The organism is Pseudoalteromonas sp. MIP2626 (genome assembly GCF_013414205.1).
GTDB classification, from domain to species: domain Bacteria; phylum Pseudomonadota; class Gammaproteobacteria; order Enterobacterales; family Alteromonadaceae; genus Pseudoalteromonas; species Pseudoalteromonas nigrifaciens.
Map to the genome: position 1 here is coordinate 60,863 of NZ_JAATTW010000008.1, position 25,977 is coordinate 86,839.

The window sequence follows — 25,977 nt, forward strand, 5'->3', positions numbered from 1 at the left end:
CGCTTTATATAAGCAAGTATAATAATAAGTATTACAAAGGATGATTAAAGAATAATATGCGTCGTAATCAAAGCTTAATAAATGAAGAAGTGACCTTCGAAGAACAACAAGAACTGGTATCAACAACTGACTTGCGCGGAGTGATCACTTACGCTAATCAAGCATTTTGTACTATAGCCGGGTATGATATAGCAGAACTTACTGGTAAAAATCATAGTATAGTACGCCACCCTGACATGCCAAAAGCTGCATTTAAAGAAATGTGGGAAACATTAAAGCAAGGCCACTCTTGGCGCGGCGCAGTTAAAAACCGTTGTAAAGATGGCCGCTATTACTGGGTTGATGCATTTGTAACTCCTATTTTTGAGCACAGCCAGTTAATTGGTTATCAATCTGTAAGAACCAAATTAAGCCCACAGTTAAAACGCCGTGCAGAACTATTTTACAGTAAAGTAAATGCTAAAAAGTCATTCTTTAATTGGCGCGAACGCACAAGTTTAAGACAAAGCTTAAGTGTATTTGCTTTATTATGTTGGTTAGTTGCAACTGCTGTATGGGCTTCATTTGCTATTGCACTAATTAGCTTAGTGGTTTGCTTAGTTATACTTGCTTTAAATTATGATGAGCTAATAACAACGCCAAGAATATTAAAGCAGCAAAAACAACAGGCCGATTCTATATCTCGTTATATATATAGTGGCCGACACCCTCACAGTATTAGTGATTACAGAGAGCAAATGCTAAGCGCTAAATTACGCACTGTACTGGGGCGTATGAAAGACTCTACCTTAAGCTTTAATGATATTGCTTTAAATTTAGATCAACAGTCAACGCTCACAGAGCAAGGCATTTCGTCGCAAGGCTCGCAGCTTGAGCAAATAGCATCTGCAATGGCGCAAATGAGTTCGACTATAGGTGAAATATCAAGTAACACCTGCACCACTGCCGATAAAGTAAGTGTTACTTATCAAAGTTGCTCCGATATAAAAGTACACATTGCCGATAATAATGCCATGGTTTCTGATTTAGCCGTTCAGGTAGAGCAAGCAGCAACAACCGCTAACAGCCTAGCTTCAGAAGCCGATAAAATTGGCCAAGTAATGAGTGAAATTGAAGGTATTGCCGAGCAAACTAACTTACTTGCGCTAAATGCTGCCATAGAAGCTGCAAGAGCAGGTGAGCATGGCCGTGGTTTTGCTGTAGTTGCCGATGAAGTAAGAGCGCTTTCATCAAGAACACAAAATGCCACTGCGCAAATTCACAGCTCAATAAAGGAAATTCAAGACACCTTGTTTAGCTGGTCAAAAATAATGCAAAACACGAAGCAACAAGCCGACAGTTGTGTAAATACTACAACGCAAACACAGCAAGAGCTTGATAGCATTTTCACTCAAATTAGCGAAATAGCGCAACTCGCTACTGGTATTTCGGCTGCTGCAGAAGAACAACAAGTAGTGAGCCACGACATAGGTACTAATGTAGAGCAGATTAAAAACCTAGGTGATGATAATTTAAACTTAAGTTTTAATGTTGCCAGGGGCGCTGCTGAGTTAGTTGAAGGCTCAAGAAAGATCAACGACTTACTGCTTACTTTTAAAATTTAATTGTCAGCACAAATAAAAAAGCCGCTATGTTAGCGGCTTTTTCGTTTTTACTTTATAACGCTTAACGGCTTGAAAACACTAAACCGTCGTCATTTGCATCAATTACAACAACACTACCTGGCATATAATCACCATTGAGTAATTTTTGCGCTAATGGATTTTCAATCGTTTGTTGAATAGCTCGTTTTAACGGACGCGCACCATAAACCGGATCAAAACCACTTGCGGCAATACGATCTAAAGCAGCGTCGCTTATTTCGAGTAAATAACCCATTTGCGTTAAACGCTCTCGTAATTTGCTCAACTGAATGTCAGCAATTTCTTTAATGTGCTCGTTAGCTAGTGGGTGGAAAACAACGGTTTCATCAATACGGTTAATAAACTCAGGTCTAAACTCATTGATTAATACATTCATTACTTTTTCTTTCAAAGTAACGTAATCGTTATTGCCCGCTTGCTCTTGAATTATATCTGAGCCTAAGTTTGAGGTCATGATGATAACGGTATTTTTAAAATCAACCGTGCGTCCTTGACCGTCGGTTAAACGTCCATCATCTAAAACCTGTAGCAAAATATTAAACACATCTGGGTGTGCTTTTTCTATTTCGTCCAATAAAATAACTGAGTAAGGTTTACGACGCACGGCTTCGGTTAAATACCCGCCCTCTTCGTAGCCAACATACCCAGGAGGCGCACCAACTAAACGTGCTACTGAATGTTTTTCCATAAACTCAGACATATCAATACGCACCATGGCACTTTCGGTGTCGAACATATAGCCGGCGAGTGCTTTGGTTAATTCTGTTTTACCGACCCCGGTTGGGCCTAAAAACAAAAACGAGCCAATCGGGCGATTAGGATCGGCAAGCCCTGCACGTGAGCGGCGAATAGCATTAGCTACCGCTACAACGGCTTCATCTTGTCCGATTACTTTTTCATGTAGCTTTTCTTCCATCTGCAATAGTTTTTCTCGCTCACCTTGTAGCATCCGCGATACTGGAATACCGGTCCAACGTGAGAGTATTTCGGCTATTTCATCTTCGCCCACTTGGTTTTTTAGCAAGGTCATTTCTTGCATTTCTGCTTGCGATGCTAAATCAAGTTTACGCTCAAGCTCTGGTATGCGGCCATATTGTAGCTCCGACATACGCTGTAAATCGCTGGCTCTTCGAGCTACATCTAAATCAAGTCGTGCTTGTTCTAGCTCAGCTTTAATAACTTGAGTGCCTTGTAAAGATGCTTTTTCGGCAGTCCATACCTCATCAAGCTCATTGTACTCTCCTTCAAGCTCGGTGATCAGCTCTTGCATTTCAGTACGGCGTTTTAAACTTGCTTCGTCTTTTTCTTTGGCGAGTGCGTTATCTTCAAGTTTTAATTGAATAATACGGCGCTCTAACTTATCTAATGACTCTGGTTTTGAATCTATTTGTAAACGAATAGAAGAGCCCGCTTCATCTATTAGGTCAATTGCTTTATCGGGTAATTGACGGTCACTAATATAACGATGCGATAATTGCGCAGCAGCAACGATAGCAGGATCGGTAATTTCAACAGAGTGATGCAGCTCGTAGCGCTCTTTTAAGCCTCGTAATATAGCAATAGTATCCTCAACCGAAGGCTCCTCTACTAATACCTTTTGAAAGCGACGCTCAAGGGCGGCGTCTTTTTCAATGTATTTACGATATTCATCAAGAGTGGTGGCACCTACGCAATGTAATTCGCCACGGGCAAGTGCCGGTTTTAGCATATTGCCTGCATCCATTGCGCCATCACTTTTACCTGCGCCTACAATTGTGTGTATTTCATCAATAAATAAAATCACTTGGCCTTCTTCTTTAGCCAGTTCATTTAATACTGATTTTAATCGCTCTTCAAATTCGCCGCGGTATTTAGCACCGGCCACCAGCGCGCCTAAATCAAGCGAAAGTACCCGCTTGTTTTTTAATCCCTCTGGTACTTCACCATTAATAATACGCTGTGCTAAACCTTCGGCAATCGCGGTTTTACCTACACCGGGTTCACCTATTAATACTGGGTTGTTTTTAGTTCGGCGTTGTAAAACTTGAATTGTTCGGCGAATTTCATCATCTCGACCAATAACCGGATCAAGCTTACCTTGCTCTGCACGTTCGGTTAAATCTATGGTGTATTTTTCAAGTGCTTGGCGTGTTTCTTCGGCATTTGGATCATCAACCTTTTGCCCACCACGCACTGCATTAATGGCCGTTTCTATTTTGTCGGAGGTGATATTTAAGGTTTTAAAAATATTACCCAGCGGGCCTTTATCGTCGCAAGCAGCTAATACAAACAGTTCGCTAGAAATATATTTATCTTTACGCTTTTGCGCATACTTATCGCATAAGTTGATCAAGGATATAGTGTTGTTCGATAGCTGCACATCGCCGCCTACGCCTTCCACTTTAAATAGTTTTTCTATTTCTTGGGAAAGCTTAGTATTAAGCTCGTCAGCACTAACACCTGCTTGTGCTAATAACGCGCGCACGCTTGAGCCGCTTTGCTTTAACAAAGCATACATTAAGTGTACCGGCTCAATAAATTGATGATCGCGGCCAAGGGCTAAAGATTGCGCATCAGAAAGCGCAGACTGAAATTTACTGGTAAATCTATCTAAACGCATTGGGGTTACCTATTAATAAAACTCATTGCTTAAATAATGGGTATGTTAGGGGGGTTGTTCAAGGTGTTGCAGTAAATATAATTATTATATTGATAAATTAGTTGCGCCAGATCAAACTTGCCATGCGTCCGGTTTGGCCGTCGCGTCGGTACGAAAAAAACTGTTCAGTTTGAGAAACCGTACAGTGCTCACCACCGGTAATATTTATAATCCCTAATTGACGCAATTGAATACGTGCAAGGTGATAAATATCGGCAAGGTACTTTTGGTTTGCACACGCTTTAAACGCTTTGGCAAACAAAGGGTTTCGGGCATTAAACAATGCAAACACCTCGCTACCTACCTCAAATTTATCAGCCCCTATTGCGGGACCTAACCAGGCACTTATTTCACTTTTTTTGGCATTAAAGCAGTTTAGCGTATTTTTAATTACACCTTGCTCTAATCCACGCCAACCAGCATGTATGGCAGCTACTTCTTTTCCATCGTTACTGGCAAGTAAAATGGGCAAGCAATCGGCGGTCATTATTGCCAAAGGCTGAGCAACGAGTTGTGTATATAGTGCATCTCCTTGATGGTGAGCGTTAAATTTAAATTGCCCATCAACAATGAGTACATCGCCACTATGAACTTGATCTATCCATACAGCACTATTTGGCAAATGCTTATCCAACAAAGCACGATTTTTTAATACCTGTTGTTTATTATCACCAACATGCAGCCCTAAATTTAAACTCTTAAACGGCGCTTCTGAAACACCGCCTACACGTGTGGTATTTAATGTACTCACACCTGTTATAGGGACTTGCCATGCTGCTGATAAAAACTGCATTATCTATCTATGCCAGGATTAGCTTTTGTGTCTTCACGCAGTGCCAGTGTCATAGCAACCATGTCATCTGGAATAGGTGCTTGCCATGTCATCATTTCACCCGTAATTGGGTGCGCAATACTTAATTTAACCGCATGTAATGCTTGGCGTTTAAAACTACGCAGCAATTCAAATAACTCAGGCGTTGCCCCTTTAGGTGGACGCGGACGGCCGCCATAAGACTGATCGCCAATAAGCGGATGATTTAAATAAGCCATATGCACACGTATTTGGTGAGTACGACCGGTTTCAAGACGTAAACGTAAACGTGTATGAGCACGAAACTTTTCAGCAACACGGTAATGCGTAATGGCTGGCTTACCCTGTTCATGTACATCCATATGCGTACGTTGCGTTGCATGGCGGCCAATAGGCTTTTCAACCATGCCACCAGCGGTCATTGTGCCATTGCAAAGCGCTTCGTATTCTCGCGTGAAATTTTCACGTTTTTGCAGTGCGGTTACTAAATGCGTTTGTGCCGGAATAGTTTTAGCTACCACCATAAGGCCAGTAGTGTCTTTATCTAATCGGTGCACAATGCCCGCGCGAGGTACATTAATAATTTCTGGGTGGTAATGTAGCAATGCATTTAGCACTGTGCCATCTGGATTACCTGCACCAGGATGAACTACCAAGCCCATAGGTTTATTAATTACCAAAATATCATCATCTTCATAAACAATGTCTAATTTGATATCTTGCGCTATGTATTCACGAGGTGCTTCAATGGTTGTTTCAACATTAAGTACTTCACCACCAAGCAGTTTAGTGCGCGGTGTGTTGAATATTTCGCCATCAACGGTGATTTTATCATCCAAAATCCACGTTTTTATCCTTGATCGTGAATAATCAGGGAACAATTGTGCTAATACTTGGTCTAGACGTTTACCACCTAAGTCGGTTGGAACGTCGGCTTGAAGAGAAATTTGCTCTGACATTAGTAATTTTACCCAATTTACCAGTGCAAGCTTTGCTCGACTGGGTTAGAATCGCTTTTAATAAAAGCATAATATAATACGCATAGTTTACTCGGTTTTACCGACTTGGCCTAGCCGTAGACAACGAAGGTAACAAATAAAATGATAAATAAAATAGGGAAACGTGCATTCGCCATTGTTTTTTCAGTTTCAGTGCTTAGTTTAGGTGCTTGTTCGTCGGCTCCTGACCAAGAAGACATTCAACGTGTACCTAATAAATCGGCTCACGCTTTGTATGAAGATGCCAAGCAAACTTTAGATTCTGGTTTATATGCACGCGCAATTGAACTTTTAAGTGCTATTGACTCTCGCTACCCGTTTGGCCCATTTTCTAAACAAGTACAAATGGATTTAGTCTATGCGCATTACCAATCGGGTAATACCGAGCAAGCACTAGCAACAATCGACCGTTTTATTCGCTTAAACCCAAATCATAAAGATTTAGACTACATGTATTACATGCGTGGATTAGTTAACATTAAAGCCGATAAAAACGCATTCCAAGAATATTTTGGTGTTGATAGAGCTGACCGCGATGCTAACCGTACACGTGTGGCCTTTACCGATTTATCAACCTTGGTTAAGCGTTTTCCACAAAGTGACTACGCCCCAGAGGCAAAACGTCGTTTAGTGTGGTTGTTAAACCGTATGGCAAGGTATGAGCTAAAAGTGGCCACTTACTATTATGAACGTGAAGCCTACTTAGCAGCAGCTAACCGCGGTAAGTTTGTAGTAGAACATTACTCGCAAAGCAGCTACTTAAATTCTGCACTTGAAATGATGGAAAAAAGCTACGATAAGTTAGGCTTAAGTGAGCTTAGCGAAGACGCTAAACAAACACGAATTTTTAACAGCAGAAATAAATAATTAAAAAGGCGCTTACTAACTTGAGTAAGCGCCTTTTTAGCGTACTTGTTGTAATAAAGCTTAAATCGCTTCTTCATCTTCCTCTGCAGTACGAATACGCACAACACGCTCAACTTCAGTGACAAATATTTTACCATCACCAATTTTTCCTGTTTGTGCCGTTTTAATTATTACCTCAATTGCACGGTCAACATCATCATCGCCCAGTACAATATCTAATTTAACTTTAGGTAAAAAATCAACCATGTATTCCGCACCACGATACAACTCGGTATGGCCTTTTTGACGCCCAAACCCTTTAACTTCAGTTACTGTCATACCTGTAATGCCTACTTCTGATAGGGCTTCACGCACATCATCAAGCTTAAAAGGTTTAATGATTGCTTCTATTTTTTTCATATTAATTACTTTTTAAAGCTACAGTTGCCTCGATTTTAGACAATCACAAGGCTCATAGCAAACAAAGTGACTGTATTACGCTGATAAAACAATCTGCCATGCTATGATTATGCTAATAAAAATAGCTATACTAAAACAATAAGTAACCTACGGGATCAATATGAAAAAAATACAATACGGATTCACTTTACTCGAGCTGATGGTGACTGTGGCTATTGTAGGTATTATTGCCACCATTGCATTGTGGAACAGTAGCGACATGCTAGAGGAAAACCGCGCCGAGAACTTTTTATTAGAACTAAAACGTAATATTAGTTATGCGCGCGCGCAAGCGGCAAGCACCGATGAAATAGTCGTTGTATGTCCTGCTTCTAGCGCTAATGTTGCAAGCAATCAGCCAACTTTAACTTGTCAAAGTCAATGGGGAGCGACGAGTAGTGTTATTTTATTTGTCGATGCTGATCGTGATGGCAACTACAAAAAAGATAATGATAGCCTATTGCGTGTAATGGAGGCCGTTTCTAGAAATGATAAAGTGGAATATAGCGGTAAAGTTAACAGCCTTCGTTTTAACACCAGTGGCCGCATTACCACAAGCCCTGGGGATTTTATATATTGCCCTAATAGCGATAACGAGAATAATAAAGCATTAACTGTATCTCAATCGGGCACTGCCTTTTACGTTGGAGACACCAACCTTAAGTGCAGTTAAAAACAAGCTCCATATTGTTATTTTTTGATTATTTACTAAACTAAAATAATCACCTCTCCATTTAAGGCTTCAGGGATGAAGTTAATAACATATTCAACTAAGCATAATGGTATAACCTTACTTGAGCTAATGGTAACAATTGCTATTGTGGCTATTATTAGCCAGCTTTCTATGTGGTTTTTTCCTGATTTTTTAGCGCTAAACCGTGCTGATAATCAAGTAAACTTATTACACCGAAATATTAACTATGCTCGCCTTTACGCCATAGAAAACGGTACATACGTTACTTTATGCGCGTTAAAAAACAATGAATGTCAAAAAGGTGATTGGGAGGAGCAAATATCGTTATTTATCGATAACGATAAATCTACTTCTCTTAATAACGATGAGCTAATGCTAAGCACCTTTGAACACACCCATGAGTTTGATAGCTTAGAGTACCCCCGAGAGGCACTTACTTTTAGGCCCGATGGCTCATTAAACGGTTTTCAAAATGGGACTTTTATATATTGCCCTAATAGCGATAAAGCCAATCTCGAAGGATTGGCTTTATCTGTAAGTCAAACTGGCAGAATACGTATTAAATCGACTGATAAATGCCAGGAAAGGTAACTCTAATTATCTTCCCCAACAATAGTCAATATCCTTTCCTTCGTTTGTTTTTGCTCCTTGCGCACCTTTAGTACCTATATCAGTTATAGATAGTGCAGTGCAATCACCATCTCCTTTTACCGGCCCTGCAATAGGTTTTGCTGTGATTGTAAAAGTATTTTTATCAACTACTTTAATCGCTAATTCGAAATGCCCATTCTCTGTTTTACTTTGAATCCCTAAATCACTCGCTAATTCTGTATACTCTCTGTTATCTACAAAGTACTGCTCTTGCTTATTAGCTGCATCTAATAATGCAGCAACTGCCTCTGCGCGCGAAGCACGCTTCACATACTCTGTATAATTAGGCAATGCAATTGCTGCAAGTATGCCGACGATAGCAACAGCTATCATCAGCTCAATTAAGGTAAACCCACGTTGTTTTTTTATCATTCAAACCTCCTTAATCGTCTTCATTCTGCATGTTTTCATCATTTTCTTCACGTTTATAAATATATGTTTGTTGTGTTTTAAACCCAAATCCCAATGCTTTTTCATTAACAAGTTGTATCTTATCATCTACAACTTTTAATCCTGGGCCTGTAATTTCAAGTGGTTGCAGCGGGTTTTCAGCATTTTCACCTTTGATGCCCGGACCAATTAAATAAAACTGACTTTTTACTTCCTCATCAGGATCATCATCGCATTTTCCGTTATCATCACTATCTGCACATGAAGAACCAAAATAAAGTTGGGGCGTATCTGGCACCTCTGTACTTGTAGCAAATTTCAGATCGTCATAAACTTTAGTACCGTAGTGCAAATGAAATGCGTAAAGAGAACCCCCTCCTCCACTTAATGAACATTGATTTTTAATTGATGAATCCAATGTAGGAGTAAAAGATGTAAAATAAGCAACCCCACCAACAACGGTTGCTGCTGCTAACGACTTTTCACCAGTAGCGAGTTTATAACGCCACCCAACAAAATCATTCGCAAGTTCATCTTCTAATTTTACAAACTCAGTTACATTATCTAATGCACTACCAAATTTATCATTATTCATCCCCATTAACATACTAGGCGTTATAACTTCAGGCGCAGATTCGAATAATTTAGTAACTGTATTTTCATCTCTAATCATAAATAATTCATCAGCAGTGCCTCCTCCATTAGGGTTAGAACGATTTCCACTACCAATCACAATTGCATCATAAGGTGTATCTAATCGAGTGACTACACCATCATCGGTTATAGTTACTTTACTAAACATAGTTCTCGCCACTACGGGCTTGTAAAAAAAACGTCTATCTGCATCATTACCAAGATCTGCTAACTGAAAATGACTAAATTTTCCTTCATCTGATATATCTATACGCCAGATACCTCCACCAGTATCTGCCGCATATATCCGGTCTGTATAGCCATCATAATTAGAATCTAATAACGTTACATCGGCAGCAATACTATATTTCCCTTTAAATTCGGTATCCTTAGATGCATCTCCCTTAGGTGCTAAAATCCAAACCTTTTCACCTGTTTTTGCATCAACGATATAAATACCGCGGCCAATTTTATCTTCCGTTTTTATATTAGCTTTATCGGCATCATTCGAATCTTTATTAATATCATAACCAGCCCCAAATATTAAAAGGGGTGTATTTCCTTTTGATTTTATATAAGCAACTTGGGGTTTAGACCACGTTTGGCCAAGGTTTTTAAATTTCCCTTCACCGCCCTTAATAGTCCACATTAAACTTGGGGAGTCTGGCTTTGTAATATCTAAGCCATAATAATTACGACCGCCTCTGCGCATACCTACAGCAGCCCAGACTTGGTCGCCTTTATTTGCGTTAATAGTTCCATCATTTAAACCATTACCATTTAGGCTCTTATTGTTGAAATAAACGCTAATAGGTCCATCTATGCCGTATTTTTTACCACTCTCTTTTTCACGAAGAGGCTTAATGATTTTGTATAGGTCAGAGGGAATAAACGCCCAACTTTCACTAACTTTATTATTAGTATCATCATCTTTAAACATATGTAAAAAACCAGCATTAGTGCCAATTAAAATACGAATATCACCGTTACCATAATCTATTGCAACTGGCTTTGAGTGTAGTGGATCACCAAATATATCACCGCGCACTGCAGATGTTGAAAATTCATTATCAACATCAACTCCACGCGCCCAATCTATAGTATTTTTTAAGTCAGATTCTTTTACATCAAAAATAACAGCAGCTTTTTTATTAGTGTCATAGGCACTTTTAATTTTATCAAGATTAAAATCTATTAATGCATTAGTATTTGCGTTTGTAAGTATTTTGCGAGTTTTGTCACTGCTTATTAATGCAGCATTTACTCCACCCTCTTTTACAGAGCTACCATCGGAAGTTCCATCAGCACTCCAAAATGTATGCGCACTCGTTTTTATAAGGCCATCACTATCAAACGCCTCAATATCTTTGGAATCAATAACTTTGTTACCTGATAATTTCAGTTTTTTTAGATTACCACGCCATCTTGTATGCTTTTCAGGGTAAAACATACCTAAGTATATGGCATCTCGACTCCGAGTTTGATCTACATTATTACTTGCAACTGAAGGGGCTGTAAAAGTACTATTTTCCTGTCTAATCGCTGCTACAGCATTATTTAAAGCTTCAGAAAGCTTTTCTGGTGTAGTTGCAGGCAAATTTTTACCACCACCTAATGTTGAGGCTTGTTTTAATAAGTTTTGACCATCTGCAGTCATACCAGAGCCAAACCCAATCGTATATAGACGCCCTGTTTCATTAATATCGGGAGTAGAAGGGTACAAATCGACAATTGTGTCGTCTGTTCCATGAATGATTTTAGCTAATTGATGCAAAAGGTTACTGTATACATAATCATCGCCAGTTAAAGCACGACCAAAATACTTATTATGCTCGGCGCTAATATCATAATCGCTTCCATTATCACTTCCCGAAGATGGGTCTCCATCTGTCATATAGATAATATTTACTGAATTATCACACCGCTTTGCTTCAGCCACACTATCAGCAAAAGGTGATATATAAGAATAGCTAGAAACAACATCTTCTAAAACAGATGTGCATTCCTCTTTAGTCCCCCAAACCCATTTACTGTACCATCGACTCCAATATCTATAAGGAACATCTTTGCATTTTCTAACAATTTCTTGCGTAACTATTGGAGTTTCTATCGTTATATCTCTTTTGTTTCTGCTCACATCAAAAGCATAGTCCAACTCTTTTCCTGTAATATATAAATAAGCCTCCCACAATGTTTCAGCTAATGGAGTCCCCCCACTTGCAGGAAGATCATTAATAGATGCTTTTATGGAATCGGGCGAACTGCCAATACCATTTAAAACATAGCCACCGTCAGTGCCGTTAAAGCGCATCAAGCCAAAATCGATAGAATCTTTATTAACTTCAACCAGTTGACTCATAGCTGACTGAGCAGCCTCAAGCCTACTATCAGAGCATAATCTTCGATTACCTGACCACCTATCGTTACACTCATCCCCTGTACTTGAAGAAAAGGCCATGCTCCCAGAGGTATCAAAAATTAATAGTACTCGCGGTTTTTCATCTGAATTTGCATCTTTATTTACGTAAAGCTCAATATCCTCAGCGTATACATGCATATTAATTACTGATGTAAATAATAAAACGAGTACGATATAAAGTTTAAATTTCATCTTAAATTCCCTTCCCCGTACTGGCCATCTCTTGAGCTATACCAGTAACTATGGTTAGTTGATGCTTGCTTTTAGAGCCATATTCTATCGTAGTAGATACTTGAACCATATTGCATGAAACACCCGCTGTAAAACTATAACTACGAGGACAATTAAGCTCTAGCGAACCACGATTTAAATTCGTCATTATGCTTTTCATTTCGTGCCCAGGCTCTGTAATGTCCTTCTCTGGTATAATTATTTTATTACCATCAGCATCAAGCTTACCCGAATCTGTAGCGATCTCATCTGGAGTAAGAAAAAAGTCACTATCAGCACCTTTTTTAGCTTCTGACGCAATTACTCTTTGCACTTCGCCAATCAATTGATTTTCTGCAACTTCTCGCTCTTGTGCTGCATTAGTAATTTTAATATCAATTGTACTACTACTCATAAGAGTAACTGCAATGCCGGTAACAGCTATCACCATAATTAATGCTGTTAAAAGCACCACGCCTTGTTGCTTATTTGGTAACAACTTTAAATTTTCCATAAGTTCCCTCCAACATTACTTAAGCGAATAGTTGTTGTAAAAACAGTGCGTCTATAATTATCATCAAATTTTAAAACTCGTTTTTCGGGTCCATCTCCTAATGTATATTCTTGTTTTTTTATTTTTATACCGGGGTCCGGTTGCAGTGATCTAATTAATAAGAAGAGTTGAACGGTTAAAATACCTTTACGATTTTCCCATTCTGTAGCAGAGATAGCTGCCGAGCTTTTATAAGTATCAACCTTGCTATCGCTATTAGTATCAAGGCCAAAAAGAAAACGCATGTTTTCAACACCTTCCATTATCGTTTCAGAGGTCATTTTTCCATTTACTAATCGTTTTCGTCTTAATGCGGGGACTTTTATTTCTTTATTATTTACTAAATACTTTTCTTCTTTAATATAATAAACATGATGACTATATGGCCAAATAGTTGCATTGATATTTGTTGGGGTATGTTTACCGGTTACAAAACTTGCTTGTTCTTGTTCTGCGATAAAATAATTTATTTTATCGCTAGTTGTATTAGTACCTGCAACAGCATCATATTGAGGATCACCTTGTAAAAACTTGAGCTGAAGAATATCGGTCTCTTTATTATCAGCAGGAATAATGCCATCGTTTATGCAATGCAGGTTATCTTTACTCTTAGTAGTTTTTGCATAAATAGTACGAAAATTACTGCTACTGGTTAAATCTGGAAAGCTGCCGTTATTAGTTCCATCTGAACAATCACCTGTAATCGTCGTTGCAGAAACGGTTGTATTTACTGCTGTGAACGAGTCATCATAATAAGTTCCCCAAAAGCCAACTTGCTCGATATCGCGTTGCATAATATTTATAGCTAAACGTCCTGACTCCTGGAGTTCACCGATAGTCATAGTGTCTTTTGTGGTTACTTTCATACTAATAAAAGTAAACATAACGCCACCAAGAATTAAACCGCCTATAAATAGCGAAATCATTACTTCTACTAGCGTAAAGCCTTTTTGCTTCATGTTAGCTCCTAACATATATATAGCTGGTTAAGACCACTAAACGGCGTTTATTATTAGTTTTATCACCACAGGTAACTTTTCCTGTATTCGTATTTGCTTTGAACTCTTGCCGCCCTTGCCATGCTATAATTACTTCAATGTTGAACCCTTTCCCTCCAGTATCTGCTACTGAGGCTGGATTTATACATATTGTGGCATCATCTAAAGTTCCCGTATTTTCGCTAGCTCGAATGGCGCGTTTCCATTGCACTATATCCATATCCGCTATTCCTGATGAATCACAGCTTTTCCCAAAACAAGCATCAGTTGTAGCAAGTGCACCTGTACTGTCTATTTCTGCTTTCCCATACTTTCCAATTGATGCAATGGTATCATTTGCTCGAATGCGCTGAATAATGTCGTTACCTAAAGCCACAGCGGCGGCGCGCTGCATAGAGTCAAAACTGGCTTGTTTGGCTTTTGCTTGCAGTGCAACGGCGCCTAACAAACCAAAGCTGAGGATGATAAAAGCAATAAGTACTTCGATTAAAGTGAAGCCTTTGCGTCGCTTAATTGGGGGTGAATACATAATAAAACCAAATAAATATTATCTGATTATAAGTGTATGCAAATAAAATATAGATTCAAGAACTACTAAGACTAACGGTTGATTTTGTTGATAAACGGTTAATAAACACTGTTTTTGCCAAAATAGCTTTATAGTAAATGAGTTAACACAAGCTAGATTTAACTGTTTTTAGCTCGCGGCGACTAACCACTAACAGCTCTTGGCAATTTTGTAGTTCAATAGCATGACTACCGCTACTTAATGAGTGCAGAGCAACCACCTTTTTTTTATTTACTAACGTATTGCGGTGTACTCTTAAAACATGTGTGGGATAAAGGGTTTCTAATTGTTTTAAACTTTGCTCTATAAGCGCACTGCCCCCTTTAAATACCATTTTTGTATATTTTTCTTCAGCAGCAAAATAATAAATACACTCCATTTCTATACTTTTTAATGTGCCCGCGAGCTGATACGTAATTTTTGTTGTTTGTTGTTTTTGTATATGTACTTTATTTAAGCGCCCAAGTTGTTCAACTACTTTTTGTAATGATTGCGCCGATACAGGCTTTACCAAATAACCCGCCGCATTTAATTGCAATGCGTCTAGCGCGTGCTCAGGGTGGGCGGTAATAAATACAATGGCGGGTGGAACTGCAAGTTTGTTAAGCTCACTTGCTACCTCCAAGCCATTAATACCCGGCATATCAACATCTAAAAACACTAAGTCAGGCTGGTTTACTTTACTTAACGCAAGTGCTTCTGTGCCATTGCTCGCTTCATTTTGTACAACTATATTTTGAGCCGCCAATAAACGTACTAAACGCGCTCTAGCTAAGGGTTCATCATCAACAATAATTACATTCATAATTGACTCTCAATATGTTTAGGGATCACTACTTTCACTCTAAATACGCCATTTTTATTAGCAATAGTGAGCTGCGCTTTACCCTTGTAATAAATATTAAGTCGTTGGCGAATATTTTCCAGCGCCATGCCGTTACTTGGTCGAGTATTGGTGGTTGCCACGGCTATTGGGTTAGTGACTATAATAGTTAAATAGCCACTTGTAACATGCAGCTCAACTTTAATGACAGCGCCTGTTTCGCTAGGCTCTACGCCATGGCACACGGCATTTTCAATTAAAGGCTGCAAAGTTAAACAGGGAATATTAAGCGCGGGAAGCTCATTGGGTATTTGCCAATCGAGCTTTAAGCGGTTACCAAAACGCCATGCTTCTAGTGCAACATATTGCTTGCTAAGGGTTATTTCGTCCTCTAATGGCACACTTTGCCCTGAGCGCATTGCCGCTTGAGATAAGGCAGCTAAGGCTAAAATAGCCTGCTCAGCTGCGGTTGCATCATGATGGGTAAGCTCTGCAGCGGTATTTAAACTGTTATATAAAAAGTGTGGGCGAATACGTGCTTGTAATGCATCAAGCTCTGCGCGGGCAAGCGCTTTAGTTTGCTGCTCTTTTTCAAAATAAATTAATAAAAACTGGACGAATAAAGCAGTCAGTAAAGCCACTATAATACAATTACGAAGTATGAAATAAATTAGGCTATTTGTATCATCTATATCAAAAGCAAAATGAGAAAATAAAATACTAAAAATGCATGTAGATAATAAAAAAAAGACAAAAAACAAACTTAACTGAAAAGTTTGAGTACGTTTTTGTAAAAAAAATCTACAGAAGTATAAAGAAGAGGTACTGACTAACACTATTAAGTGTAAAAATAAGCTTATTATTCCAAGGCGAAGCCAAATATCATCTTCTACATTGGGTGCAAAAGCCAGAACAATAGCAACAACTTGCGATACAACTAACGAGGCAAGTACGCCTCGCTCATTAAAAAGAGCCGAAAAAAGCAACCCATCCACTTGTGGCGATTTGCTCATAACGGCTCCCTTTTAAGCTAATTAATTAGATATATATTTAATTAAGATTAGCGCAGCTCAATAGGAACAGCAAATACAATGTTCTCTTCTTCGCCAGGATTTTCAGTAACTTGATTGCCACCAAGTTCTTTTAAGCGGGTTATAACCTGTTGCACTAACACTTCAGGTGCTGATGCTCCTGCGGTTACCCCAACAGCATTAATACCAGTAAACCATGACTCTTGCACGTTTGTGGCATCGTCAATTAAATAAGCTTTAGTGCCCATTTTATCGGCAAGTTCACGCAAACGATTTGAGTTCGAGCTGTTTTTAGCGCCAACCACTAACAACACGTCTACTTTGTCGGCTAAGTCGCGAACGGCATCTTGACGATTTTGCGTTGCATAACAAATATCATCTTTGCGCGGCCCATCAATAGCAGGGAACTTAGCGCGCAGCGCATCAATTACATCAGCAGTATCATCTACCGAGAGCGTTGTTTGACTGCAGTAAAATAAGTTGTCAGCATTTTTTACATTCAACTTAGCTACGTCTTCTACGGTTTCTACCAGGTAAATACCGCCGCCATCATTGCCATACTGCCCCATGGTGCCCTCAACTTCTGGGTGTCCTTGGTGGCCAATTAAAATACACTCTATGCCTTTGCGGCTCGCACGGGTTACTTCCATATGTACTTTAGTAACCAGTGGGCAGGTTGCATCAAATATTTTTAAGTCACGACGCTTTGCTTCGGTGCGTACCGCTTGCGATACGCCATGCGCACTAAATATAACTATGCTGTCGTCAGGTATCTGATCAAGCTCTTCGACAAATACCGCACCGCGGCTTTTTAAGCCGTCAACCACATAGCGGTTATGCACCACTTCGTGGCGTACGTAAATTGGCTTTTCAAAAATATCTAAAGCGCGCTCAACAATACTAATGGCGCGATCAACCCCGGCGCAAAAGCCTCGTGGGTTGGCTAGTAATATTTCCATTAACCTTGCACCTCAATAATATCTACTTCAAAGGTTAAACGCTGACCCGCTAGCGGGTGATTAAAATCAATCGTTACCGACTCGCCTTGCACTTCGCGCACTAACCCCGGAAGCTCGGTACCGTCAGGCTGAGTAAACGCTATTATAGCACCTACTTTAGCTGGGGTTTCTGGGCCAAATTTACTGCGATCAACATAGTAAATATTATCTGGATTTGGCTGACCAAATGCATCTTCTGGTTCTAGCTCAAAGGTTTTGCTCTCACCTGCGTTTAAGCCTAATAAGCACTTTTCAAAGTTAGCTGTTAAGCTACCATCGCCCATAGTTAATTTAGCAGGCTTGTTATGCACTTTGGTTGAGTCGGCAGCAGAGCCATCTTCTAACTTAATAGAAAAATGAAAAATAACCTGTGAGTTTTCACCAATTACAGCTTGGCTCATGCTTTATGCTCCTTCGGACTTTCGCCTGTAAAGGCGTCAAATAATAATAATGCTGCACCAATACAAATAGCGCAATCTGCAACATTAAATACCGGAAAATGTGAGTTTTTATAAAATACGTGTATAAAGTCAATTACATAACCGTATGCAATACGGTCGTATAAGTTACCAATTGCACCGGCAAGTACCAATGAATAGGCAGCGCATAATACTTTATTAGTTGCTGGCAGGCGCTTTAACCACCACACCAGCAATCCACTAATAGCAATTGCAATAGCACTTAAAAACCAACGTTGCCAACCACCTGCATCACTTAAAAAACTATAAGCTGCACCGTAGTTATGTACATAAGTAATACTAAAAACAGGCAGTAAATTAATCGACTCTTGATAAGCCATACTACTTACAACAAGTGTTTTACTAGCAAAGTCTACTACTAACAGCAGTAGACTTAACCATAGCCACACTAAACCACTTTTTTGGGCTAGTTTGCTCACTAATTAACTCCTAAGCGAATTGACGTTGCTCGCCTTCACCGTCAACATTGCTTACACAGCGTCCACAAATTTCAGGGTGAGCAGGCTCAACACCTACATCAGCGCTATAATGCCAACAACGCTCACACTTTTGTGCGTCGGTTGCAGCAACACTAATATAAAGACCATCAATTTCGGTAGTTTGTGTATCTGCCGGCTGGCTATCAACTTCGGTTACGTTTACTGCTGATGTTAAAAATACAAAACGCAGCTCGTCGCCAAGTGCTAATAATTTAGCTGCGAGCGCTTTGCCTGTATATAAATTAACAGTTGCTTGGAGCGTTGCACCAATCACTTCTTCTTTACGTGCAGCTTCTAATAGGCGGTTTACTTCATCGCGCACTGTTAGAATTTCTAACCAATCATCGTTACTAAACTGGCTGTTAGTAGGAGCTTGTAAGCCTTCGTACCAGGTTGATGTAAATACGTAGTCACTACGCTCACCCGGTAATGCTTCCCAAATTTCTTGAGCAGTAAAGCTCATAATTGGTGCCATCCAACGCGTCATTGCTTCAGCAATATGGTACAGCGCTGTTTGACAAGAACGACGTGCGTGGCTGTCACTCTTAGCTGTGTATTGGCGGTCTTTAATTACGTCTAAATAGAACGAGCCAAGCTCACCGGTACAAAAGTTCATTAGCTTTTGCGTTACTAACAGCATTTGGTAGCTATCGTAGGCAGCTAAAATTTCTGTTTGTAATTGTGCTGCACGGCCAACAATCCACTTATCAAGCTCAACCATATCATTAACAGCTACTTGATCTGTTTTTGGATCAAAACCATTTAGGTTAGCTAATAAGTAACGACTAGTGTTACGAATTCGGCGGTAACGATCTGCTGAGCGGTTAAATATTTCATCCGACACCGTCATTTCTGCGGTGTAATCGGTAGAGGCAACCCACAAGCGTAAAATATCGGCGCCTAGTTTATTCATCACATTTTGTGGTGAAATAACATTACCTAACGACTTAGACATTTTACGACCGTTTTCATCAACGGTAAAACCATGAGTAAGTACTTGGCGGTATGGTGCATGGCCGTTAATAGCGACCGATGTCATCATAGACGACATAAACCAACCACGATGCTGATCAGAACCTTCAAGGTATAAATCGGCAGGACCAGCTAAGTCTTCACGCGCATCAACAACACACGCATGCGATACGCCCGAGTCAAACCATACATCGAGAGTGTCTTGCACTTTCATGTATTGCTTAGCACCTTCTTCACCTAACAGTGTCGCTGGGTCTAAATCGTACCATGCTTGAATACCTGACTTTTCAACCAATTGTGCTGCTTGTTCAATTAACTCTTGCGTATTTGGATGAATAGCACCGGTGTCTTTATCAGCAAACAATGCAATTGGTACACCCCAAGTACGTTGGCGTGATATACACCAATCTGGACGGCCCTCAACCATGTTTGCAATGCGGCTTTCGCCCCACTCTGGTAACCACTGCGTGTTTTTAATTTCGTTTAATGAATCTTGACGCAAATTAGCCTGATCCATACTAATAAACCACTGTGGTGTAGCACGGAAAATAATTGGCGTTTTATGACGCCAGCAATGTGGGTAACTATGCGTAATAGCATGGTGATGCATTAATGCGCCATGCTCTTTAAGCACTTCAACAATGCTCGCGTTAGCTTTAAACACATGCTGACCGGCAAATAACTCAGTGTCTGGCAAGTACACACCATTTGCGCCAACCGGGTTAGCCACTTCTAGTTTGTATTCAAGTCCAGCCACGAAATCTTCTTGACCATGCCCTGGAGCAGTATGTACAACACCCGTACCTGAGTCAGTCGTAACATGTTCAGCTACAATTACAGGAACACTAAAGTCGTAAAAAGGGTGTGCTACTTGTAAATTTTCAAGCGCCGCACCTTTAACATAACCTAATACATGAAAGTTATTAAAACCAAAACGGTCCATTGCATCTTTAACGAGCTCAGAGCCTAATATTAAGCGTTGCTGCTTACCTTCATCTTCAACTTGTACTAGTGCATATTCTAATTCTGCATGTACTGCTACTGCTCGGTTAGCAGGCAGCGTCCACGGGGTGGTAGTCCAAATAACAGTACCAACTTTACCTGTACCTTTATGACCATCGGCTAAATCAAACGCACTTACTACTGCGTCTTGGTCGTTAAAAATAAAGCGTACGTCAATTGCTGGTGATTGCTTATCTTGGTATTCAACTTCGGCTTCGGCTAAAGCAGAACCACAATCGGTACACCAATGCACAGGCTTAGCACCTTTATGTAAATGGCCTTTTTCAATAATACGACCAAGTACACGAATAGCATTCGCTTCAAAATCAAAGTTCATGGTTAAGTAAGGCTTGTCCCAATCGGCAAATACACCTAAACGTTTAAAGTCGACCTTTTGACCTTCAACTTGCTTTTTAGCGTATGCACGGCACTTTTCGCGAAACTCGCTCGCGGTTACTTTAACGCCTGGCTTGCCAACTTTTTTCTCAACCATTAACTCTATTGGTAAACCATGACAATCCCAACCAGGTACTAATGGCGAGTCAAAGTCAGATAAGGTTTTAGACTTAACAATAATATCTTTTAATATTTTATTTACTGAATGGCCTAAATGGATATCGCCGTTTGCATACGGAGGTCCATCATGCAAAATAAAGGTTTTTTTACCTTTTTTAGCACTGCGAATTTGACCATATAGGTCGTCTTCATACCATGCTTTTAGCATTTTTGGTTCACGTTGTGCCAAATTGCCACGCATTGGAAACGGTGTTTCCGGTAAGTTCAAAGTATGTTTATAGTCGCTCATTAATCCTACATTCCGTATCTATCGGCTACCTAATTTAAACCAAAACACTGCTTAGCGGCGGCAACGTCAGTTGCTATTTGCGCCGTTAATTGTGTTAATGTCTCGAATTTTTTCTCATCGCGGAGTTTTTTAATCAACTCCACATGCATAAACTGTCCATAAATGTCTTGTGCAAAATCAAAAAGATGAACTTCTAATAAGGCACGAGTTCCATTAAAGGTGGGCTTATTGCCTATATTGGCAACCCCATAAACTTGTTTCCCTGCTATGGTTGCTTGCACAGCAAACACCCCATTTACCGGGCAAACTTGACGTTTAAGCGCTATATTTGCGGTTCTAAAACCCAGCTCTCGGCCACGTTTCCAACCATGTATAACACGCCCTGAAATGGCATAGTTGTGACCAAGCATTACCTTTGCAGTGCTTAAATCACCAGCGGCAAGCGCTTCACGAATTAAAGTACTGCTTACTCTAGCATTTAATTGGCGAAAACTCGCGGTGCTTTTAACATCCATGCTCGCTTGTTTGCCCATACTTACTAGTAAGTCAAAATTACCTTGTCGCTGCTTGCCAAATCTAAAATCATCACCAACCGTTAATGCTTTAACGCCTAGCTTTTTAATTAAAATATCACTAACAAATTGCTCTGCATGCATATTTGCAAATTGCTGATTAAAGCTAATACAAATAACTCGTTCAATACCTAACTCGCTGAGCAATAGCAGTTTATCTCGTAAGCGAGTTAAACGCGCTGGCGCATTACTTTTAGCAAAAAACTCTTGTGGTTGAGGCTCAAACAACATTACCGTACTAGGTAAATTATTTGCTTTAGCATCAATAAGTAAGCCTTTTAATACTTCAGCATGACCTAAGTGAACACCATCAAAATTACCAATAGTAAGCACACAACCAAAATGTTGTGAGCGAATATTGTGTATACCTCTAATTAACTCCATGCCACCCAATGCCTTTTTAAGCGAGTTATTAATTCACAACTCAAAATTGAATGAAGTTGCAGAGTTGCCGATTATAATCTTTTTTTTAGTTCGATTCAGTAATTGCTACACTTTTTATCGTATTTAGTCGCACACCCATCAAAAATAACAGCGTAAAGTAACTTAACCCTGCAATTGCTAGCAACACTAGGAGTAAAATAACCTGTTCGCTAAAGTGCCAAGTCGTCCAACTATACTGCTCGCTGGTAAACCAAACCAGTAACCCCATAACAATACTTGCAACAAAGCATTTAAGGGTAAAATATAAGCTCATTGACGAAAACTGGTACACATTTTCTTTTTTAAGCTGCCTGTAAAGCAAAAATGCATTACAACTTGCCGACATTGAAGTGGCTAAGGCCAATCCTAAATAGCCAATAAAAGGCGCAAGCATTATATTAAACACCATATTAAGTACCAAGGTAATAATACCAATGCGCACTGGGGTTTTAGTATCTTGGCGGGCGTAAAATCCAGGGGCTAATACCTTTATTAGCATAAAGCTGACTAAACCAACCGAATAAGCCATTACCCCTAAGCTCACCGCTTTAACATGATCAATCCCCGCTTCTTTAAATGCACCATGATCAAACAACACAGTAATAATAAGTGGGCTAATAATCATTAACCCTATCATAGCAGGCAGGCCCAAAAATATTACAAAACGCACCCCCCAATCTAAGGTATGCTGAAAATCACTGCTTTTTTTACTACTGTGTAATTTTGACAGTGCCGGTAAAATAACCGTTGCTATACCAATACCAAATAATCCCAGCGGAAACTCTATTAAACGGTCTGAGTAATACAACCAAGCAATTGAGCCGGTCATGAGTAATGAAGCAATAACGGTATCGAGCAATAAGTTTATTTGGCTAATAGATACTCCAAACAAAGCAGGCAGCATTAATTTACGTACTTTTTTTACATTTTCGTCTTGCCAAGCCCAGCGCGGGCGCGCCAACATTTTTGCCCGATATAAAAAAGGCAACTGAAACAGTAATTGCACCACACCACCAATAAATACACCGATAGCTAATGCATATGCACCTACCGAAAATTGGTCATGTAAAAAAATAGCACACAAAATAATAGATATATTTAATAACACTGGGGTAAACGCAGCCACAGCAAAGCGGTTATATACATTCATAACCGCCCCACTTAGCGCCACAAGGCTTACAAAAAACAAATACGGAAATGTCAGCTTTAATAATGCACTGGCAAGTTCAAACTTTTCGCCATCAGGGCCACCTTGCCACCAATCTATAAACCAACCTGTGCCAAATAGTGCAGCAATAACCGGAGACGCAACCACACCTACAATTGTCACTATTAATAAAATAGTGCCTAAGGTTCCTGCTGCTTGCGCAACAAAAAGTTTAACCTTGTCGTCGCCTTGCTGCTCTTTTATTTCGCTTAATACAGGTACAAATGCTTGAGCAAACGCACCTTCTGCAAATAAACGACGTAAAAAGTTAGGAATTCGATTAGCAAACAAAAAAACATCGGCCGCAGCACCGGCTCCCAGGAGGTTTGCAACAACCGCATCGCGAACTAACCCTAAAATACGCGATATCATTGTCATACAACTAACAATCATACCGGAGCGAAATAAACCTTTTGACACCGCAAACCCACACTAAAAATCATTAAGATAAGTAATTATGCCATAGTCTTTTTTATAAATCGCTTTAAAGCACTAGGCTGAATCCTCATGCTTTGTTACAATGTCGATATTAACTGCTAGAGCGGCAAATTGATGTTCGTTATAAGGAGCAGTTTTTCTTGGATTGTCAAAATTAAATTGACATTCATGATAAAAACAGGCATATTCCACGGCCTTTAATTTAAGCTTTATTTAAGATTGTTAGGAGCAAACCTTGGCTAACATCAAGTCTGCAAAAAAACGCGCTATTACAAGCGAAAAAAACCGTCAGCACAACGCAAGTCGTCGTTCAATGATGCGTACTTACTTCAAAAAAGTAATCGTAGCTATTGAAGCTGGTGATAAAGAAGCTGCACAGCAAGCTTTTTCTGTTGCTACACCTATCCTAGACCGTTACGCAACTAAGGGTCTAATTCACAAAAACAAAGCTGCTCGTCATAAGAGCCGCATAGCTGCTAAAATTAAAGCACTATAATTTGTTTTTGCAAGAATATAAAAACCGGCCTTGGCCGGTTTTTTTTTTGCTTTATATTTAATATTTACAGCGTTAAACAGATATATAGCTAATTCATACAGCAAAATCATCACACATTCTTATTTAGGGCAGTTGCGCTTAAATAAGCGCTTTTAATAAAATGGCGCGTAAGTTATTAAACCCCTTCTAGCTCGGGATAAAACTTTTTCAGCATAGCTGCTATTTTTTTAGGAGAGAAAGGCTTTACCACAAAACCTTTAGCCCCTTTATCAATTGCATCTTTTACATTTTCAACCCCTGAGTGCGCCGACACCATAACCACGTTTGTTTCTGGGTTCAGTTGATTAATTTGCTCAATTAACTCTTTACCATCGCCATCAGGTAACTCTATATCTAAAAAAATCATGTTATAATTTGCAGCACGACACTCATTAATACATTGTGCGGCAGTTGATGCTTCTTTTACGTTTTCTATGCCTAAATGCATCAATGTTTGGCTTAAAAAGCTGCGCACAGTACTAACGTCATCAACGATTAAAATTGCAAGCTGCGTGTTCATATTTGATCCTTATAGGCTAAAAGCAATGTTTGCAAATGCTATCATTTGCTTTAAATACAGTTATTTATTATAGAGAACTACACCAAAAAGGCCAGATTTGCTTTATGTCTACAAATACAAAAAAACAATCATTACTAGGTAAAGCACCTAGAAGTACAAAAACAACAAAAAACAAGCAAAACCGCAGTACGGCTACAAAGCCTAATAATATTAAACAAAGTGCTAATACAAGCGCTAACAATAAAGCAGCGCAAAAGTCTAAAAGCAGCTTGCTGACCACGCTTGGACTATTACTATTTATAATAATTATAATCCCTAAGCCTACACTGCTTAGTTATCATAAATTAGGTATGGTGAGTAATAGCATTTATTGGCCTGGGGTATTTGGTTACGGCGCAACGCTCCTCGATTCAAACTTACAGCCACAGCTAGACAGTAAGCGTAAGGCACTTTATTTATGTACTGATACGGTTAACTCAAAAAGCTGTCAAAAATATAAAGTAATTGCCGATAATGGAATTATTGCGGCAATAAAGCTTACTTTTAGCATTAAAAAAACTAATCTGAAAATTTAAAATTACTTGGTTGAAAGGTGTGCAAAAGATCAACATAATGGCGCTCCTTTTTTCAACAAATGAACTATTGAAACTACCATGCTGAACGAGCTAGATTGGCTTTTAAACACGATATTACTTGCACTAGGTTTAGGTGCATTCTTTATTAACCAACTCACATTACTGCGTATTGCCGCGGTTAGTGCCTGTGGTTTGCTATTTTTATCATTTAGCTTAGATCTTATGTCGTCGAGTATTGTTTCGAATATGAGTTTGGTGTTAATCAATACATTTTATTTGTTTAAAGTTTATACTTTTGGGCAATTTACTGTAACCCAAAATTAAGCACTTCTCCTTAGAATATTTTATAGCCCAGCTTAGCTGGGCTTTTTTTTGCCTAATATTTAACAACCAAGCTGATTGCAGCTACTGCTAACTCATTACGATAGTTAACTGCAACTGAATTAACGCCGTATAGTTACTACTTTACAACCCTAAATTCGGATAATAAGTGCAATTTCTCAGATTAGATGGCCAGCTGTTATAATTCTGCCATTTTCTCGCCAAAGGAAATTGCTTTAATGAAATATAAACAGCTGACACAAGAAGAAAGATACCAGATTTACGC

The 25,977-nt window shown here is 39.4% G+C and carries 25 protein-coding genes; 7 read left to right on the forward strand and 18 right to left on the reverse strand.

Annotated features, from left to right (window positions below):
• The first annotated feature begins 56 nt into the window (after positions 1-56).
• Complete coding sequence (locus HC000_RS06300) at positions 57-1,604, forward strand: PAS domain-containing methyl-accepting chemotaxis protein (RefSeq protein WP_179807233.1); 1,548 nt, start codon at positions 57-59, stop codon at positions 1,602-1,604.
• A gap of 61 nt (positions 1,605-1,665) precedes the next feature.
• Here HC000_RS06300 and clpB read toward each other — a convergent pair whose 3' ends face one another.
• From clpB to rluD, 3 genes are all read right to left on the reverse strand, one after another.
• Positions 1,666-4,242, reverse strand: a complete 2,577-nt coding sequence (gene clpB / locus HC000_RS06305) for an ATP-dependent chaperone ClpB (protein ID WP_179807234.1) — start codon at positions 4,240-4,242, stop codon at positions 1,666-1,668.
• A 97-nt stretch (positions 4,243-4,339) separates the two neighbouring features.
• Entirely contained in the window at positions 4,340-5,074 is a 735-nt protein-coding gene (pgeF, locus tag HC000_RS06310; RefSeq protein WP_179807235.1) for a peptidoglycan editing factor PgeF, read from the reverse strand.
• Positions 5,074-6,051, reverse strand: a complete 978-nt coding sequence (gene rluD / locus HC000_RS06315) for a 23S rRNA pseudouridine(1911/1915/1917) synthase RluD (RefSeq protein ID WP_179807236.1) — start codon at positions 6,049-6,051, stop codon at positions 5,074-5,076. Before rluD ends, pgeF begins: the two co-directional genes overlap by 1 nt.
• A 141-nt stretch (positions 6,052-6,192) precedes the next feature.
• On the opposite strand from rluD, the gene HC000_RS06320 reads away from it, so the two are divergent.
• Entirely contained in the window at positions 6,193-6,957 is a 765-nt protein-coding gene (locus HC000_RS06320; RefSeq protein WP_011327622.1) for an outer membrane protein assembly factor BamD, read from the forward strand.
• A gap of 60 nt (positions 6,958-7,017) precedes the next feature.
• Here HC000_RS06320 and glnB read toward each other — a convergent pair whose 3' ends face one another.
• A complete protein-coding gene (glnB, locus tag HC000_RS06325; protein WP_011327621.1) occupies positions 7,018-7,356 on the reverse strand; it encodes a nitrogen regulatory protein P-II in 339 nt (112 codons plus the stop codon).
• 160 nt (positions 7,357-7,516) lie between these two features.
• Between glnB and HC000_RS06330 the strand changes: the two genes are divergently transcribed.
• Entirely contained in the window at positions 7,517-8,068 is a 552-nt protein-coding gene (locus HC000_RS06330) for a GspH/FimT family pseudopilin (protein ID WP_011327620.1), read from the forward strand.
• Positions 8,069-8,143: 75 nt separating this feature from the next.
• Positions 8,144-8,680 (forward strand): GspH/FimT family pseudopilin, encoded by a 537-nt coding sequence (locus HC000_RS06335; RefSeq protein WP_179807237.1) that lies wholly within the window; start codon positions 8,144-8,146, stop codon positions 8,678-8,680.
• A gap of 6 nt (positions 8,681-8,686) precedes the next feature.
• On the opposite strand, the gene HC000_RS06340 is transcribed toward HC000_RS06335, so the two are convergent.
• The 13 genes from HC000_RS06340 to murJ form a co-directional block, all read right to left on the reverse strand.
• Positions 8,687-9,112: a type IV pilin protein gene (locus tag HC000_RS06340; RefSeq protein ID WP_218910949.1), complete on the reverse strand. Its 426-nt coding sequence runs from the start codon at positions 9,110-9,112 to the stop codon at positions 8,687-8,689.
• Positions 9,113-9,122: 10 nt separating this feature from the next.
• A complete protein-coding gene (locus tag HC000_RS06345) occupies positions 9,123-12,374 on the reverse strand; it encodes a PilC/PilY family type IV pilus protein (protein WP_179807238.1) in 3,252 nt (1,083 codons plus the stop codon).
• Between the two features lies 1 nt (position 12,375).
• The gene (locus HC000_RS06350) at positions 12,376-12,906 is read right to left on the reverse strand and encodes a pilus assembly protein PilX (protein WP_179807239.1); all 531 of its coding nucleotides are present in this window, start codon (positions 12,904-12,906) and stop codon (positions 12,376-12,378) included.
• Entirely contained in the window at positions 12,894-13,904 is a 1,011-nt protein-coding gene (locus HC000_RS06355; RefSeq protein ID WP_179807240.1) for a PilW family protein, read from the reverse strand. The genes HC000_RS06350 and HC000_RS06355 overlap by 13 nt, the downstream gene beginning before the upstream one ends.
• 1 nt (position 13,905) lies before the next feature.
• Positions 13,906-14,472: a type IV pilus modification protein PilV gene (gene pilV, locus HC000_RS06360; protein WP_179807241.1), complete on the reverse strand. Its 567-nt coding sequence runs from the start codon at positions 14,470-14,472 to the stop codon at positions 13,906-13,908.
• 142 nt (positions 14,473-14,614) lie between these two features.
• Positions 14,615-15,316: a LytTR family DNA-binding domain-containing protein gene (locus HC000_RS06365; protein WP_179807242.1), complete on the reverse strand. Its 702-nt coding sequence runs from the start codon at positions 15,314-15,316 to the stop codon at positions 14,615-14,617.
• A complete protein-coding gene (locus tag HC000_RS06370) occupies positions 15,313-16,347 on the reverse strand; it encodes a histidine kinase (protein WP_179807243.1) in 1,035 nt (344 codons plus the stop codon). The genes HC000_RS06365 and HC000_RS06370 overlap by 4 nt, the downstream gene beginning before the upstream one ends.
• 47 nt (positions 16,348-16,394) lie before the next feature.
• Positions 16,395-17,324 (reverse strand): 4-hydroxy-3-methylbut-2-enyl diphosphate reductase, encoded by a 930-nt coding sequence (gene ispH / locus HC000_RS06375; protein ID WP_011327611.1) that lies wholly within the window; start codon positions 17,322-17,324, stop codon positions 16,395-16,397.
• On the reverse strand, positions 17,324-17,764 hold the full coding sequence (gene fkpB, locus HC000_RS06380) for an FKBP-type peptidyl-prolyl cis-trans isomerase (protein WP_011327610.1): 441 nt from the start codon (positions 17,762-17,764) through the stop codon (positions 17,324-17,326). The genes ispH and fkpB overlap by 1 nt, the downstream gene beginning before the upstream one ends.
• Positions 17,761-18,261, reverse strand: coding sequence for a signal peptidase II (lspA, locus tag HC000_RS06385; RefSeq protein ID WP_011327609.1), 501 nt, complete (start codon positions 18,259-18,261; stop codon positions 17,761-17,763). The genes fkpB and lspA overlap by 4 nt, the downstream gene beginning before the upstream one ends.
• Positions 18,262-18,271: 10 nt before the next feature.
• Positions 18,272-21,100 carry an isoleucine--tRNA ligase gene (ileS, locus tag HC000_RS06390; RefSeq protein WP_179807244.1) on the reverse strand — a complete coding sequence of 943 codons (2,829 nt, stop codon included), beginning with the start codon at positions 21,098-21,100 and terminating at the stop codon, positions 18,272-18,274.
• A 29-nt stretch (positions 21,101-21,129) separates the two neighbouring features.
• Entirely contained in the window at positions 21,130-22,056 is a 927-nt protein-coding gene (gene ribF / locus HC000_RS06395) for a bifunctional riboflavin kinase/FAD synthetase (protein ID WP_011327607.1), read from the reverse strand.
• Positions 22,057-22,141: 85 nt separating this feature from the next.
• Positions 22,142-23,722, reverse strand: coding sequence for a murein biosynthesis integral membrane protein MurJ (gene murJ, locus HC000_RS06400; RefSeq protein ID WP_255319054.1), 1,581 nt, complete (start codon positions 23,720-23,722; stop codon positions 22,142-22,144).
• Positions 23,723-23,975: 253 nt separating this feature from the next.
• Between murJ and rpsT the strand changes: the two genes are divergently transcribed.
• Positions 23,976-24,236: a 30S ribosomal protein S20 gene (gene rpsT / locus HC000_RS06405; RefSeq protein ID WP_002958225.1), complete on the forward strand. Its 261-nt coding sequence runs from the start codon at positions 23,976-23,978 to the stop codon at positions 24,234-24,236.
• Between the two features lie 175 nt (positions 24,237-24,411).
• Here rpsT and HC000_RS06410 read toward each other — a convergent pair whose 3' ends face one another.
• Positions 24,412-24,795 (reverse strand): response regulator, encoded by a 384-nt coding sequence (locus HC000_RS06410; protein WP_011327605.1) that lies wholly within the window; start codon positions 24,793-24,795, stop codon positions 24,412-24,414.
• 104 nt (positions 24,796-24,899) lie between these two features.
• Here HC000_RS06410 and HC000_RS06415 point away from each other — a divergent pair, with 104 nt between their 5' ends.
• Together HC000_RS06415 and HC000_RS06420 are read left to right on the forward strand one after the other, a co-directional pair.
• Positions 24,900-25,370: a hypothetical protein gene (locus tag HC000_RS06415; RefSeq protein ID WP_179807245.1), complete on the forward strand. Its 471-nt coding sequence runs from the start codon at positions 24,900-24,902 to the stop codon at positions 25,368-25,370.
• 78 nt (positions 25,371-25,448) lie between these two features.
• Complete coding sequence (locus HC000_RS06420) at positions 25,449-25,694, forward strand: hypothetical protein (RefSeq protein ID WP_011327603.1); 246 nt, start codon at positions 25,449-25,451, stop codon at positions 25,692-25,694.
• Positions 25,695-25,977: the final 283 nt, after the last annotated feature.

What these genes read in the sequence shown, in the direction of transcription:
- HC000_RS06330 (WP_011327620.1), top strand. Translation starts at nt 7,517, where the DNA reads ATGAAAAAAATACAATACGGATTCACTTTACTCGAGCTGATGGTGACT.
- HC000_RS06370 (WP_179807243.1), bottom strand. Translation starts at nt 16,347, where the DNA reads ATGAGCAAATCGCCACAAGTGGATGGGTTGCTTTTTTCGGCTCTTTTT.
- pilV (WP_179807241.1), bottom strand. Translation starts at nt 14,472, where the DNA reads ATGTATTCACCCCCAATTAAGCGACGCAAAGGCTTCACTTTAATCGAA.
- glnB (WP_011327621.1), bottom strand. Translation starts at nt 7,356, where the DNA reads ATGAAAAAAATAGAAGCAATCATTAAACCTTTTAAGCTTGATGATGTG.
- HC000_RS06335 (WP_179807237.1), top strand. Translation starts at nt 8,144, where the DNA reads ATGAAGTTAATAACATATTCAACTAAGCATAATGGTATAACCTTACTT.
- ileS (WP_179807244.1), bottom strand. Translation starts at nt 21,100, where the DNA reads ATGAGCGACTATAAACATACTTTGAACTTACCGGAAACACCGTTTCCA.
- pgeF (WP_179807235.1), bottom strand. Translation starts at nt 5,074, where the DNA reads ATGCAGTTTTTATCAGCAGCATGGCAAGTCCCTATAACAGGTGTGAGT.
- HC000_RS06340 (WP_218910949.1), bottom strand. Translation starts at nt 9,112, where the DNA reads ATGATAAAAAAACAACGTGGGTTTACCTTAATTGAGCTGATGATAGCT.
- HC000_RS06410 (WP_011327605.1), bottom strand. Translation starts at nt 24,795, where the DNA reads ATGAACACGCAGCTTGCAATTTTAATCGTTGATGACGTTAGTACTGTG.
- ribF (WP_011327607.1), bottom strand. Translation starts at nt 22,056, where the DNA reads ATGGAGTTAATTAGAGGTATACACAATATTCGCTCACAACATTTTGGT.
- HC000_RS06365 (WP_179807242.1), bottom strand. Translation starts at nt 15,316, where the DNA reads ATGAATGTAATTATTGTTGATGATGAACCCTTAGCTAGAGCGCGTTTA.
- HC000_RS06355 (WP_179807240.1), bottom strand. Translation starts at nt 13,904, where the DNA reads ATGAAGCAAAAAGGCTTTACGCTAGTAGAAGTAATGATTTCGCTATTT.
- clpB (WP_179807234.1), bottom strand. Translation starts at nt 4,242, where the DNA reads ATGCGTTTAGATAGATTTACCAGTAAATTTCAGTCTGCGCTTTCTGAT.
- HC000_RS06420 (WP_011327603.1), top strand. Translation starts at nt 25,449, where the DNA reads ATGCTGAACGAGCTAGATTGGCTTTTAAACACGATATTACTTGCACTA.
- ispH (WP_011327611.1), bottom strand. Translation starts at nt 17,324, where the DNA reads ATGGAAATATTACTAGCCAACCCACGAGGCTTTTGCGCCGGGGTTGAT.
- HC000_RS06350 (WP_179807239.1), bottom strand. Translation starts at nt 12,906, where the DNA reads ATGGAAAATTTAAAGTTGTTACCAAATAAGCAACAAGGCGTGGTGCTT.
- HC000_RS06320 (WP_011327622.1), top strand. Translation starts at nt 6,193, where the DNA reads ATGATAAATAAAATAGGGAAACGTGCATTCGCCATTGTTTTTTCAGTT.
- HC000_RS06300 (WP_179807233.1), top strand. Translation starts at nt 57, where the DNA reads ATGCGTCGTAATCAAAGCTTAATAAATGAAGAAGTGACCTTCGAAGAA.
- rluD (WP_179807236.1), bottom strand. Translation starts at nt 6,051, where the DNA reads ATGTCAGAGCAAATTTCTCTTCAAGCCGACGTTCCAACCGACTTAGGT.
- HC000_RS06345 (WP_179807238.1), bottom strand. Translation starts at nt 12,374, where the DNA reads ATGAAATTTAAACTTTATATCGTACTCGTTTTATTATTTACATCAGTA.
- fkpB (WP_011327610.1), bottom strand. Translation starts at nt 17,764, where the DNA reads ATGAGCCAAGCTGTAATTGGTGAAAACTCACAGGTTATTTTTCATTTT.
- HC000_RS06415 (WP_179807245.1), top strand. Translation starts at nt 24,900, where the DNA reads ATGTCTACAAATACAAAAAAACAATCATTACTAGGTAAAGCACCTAGA.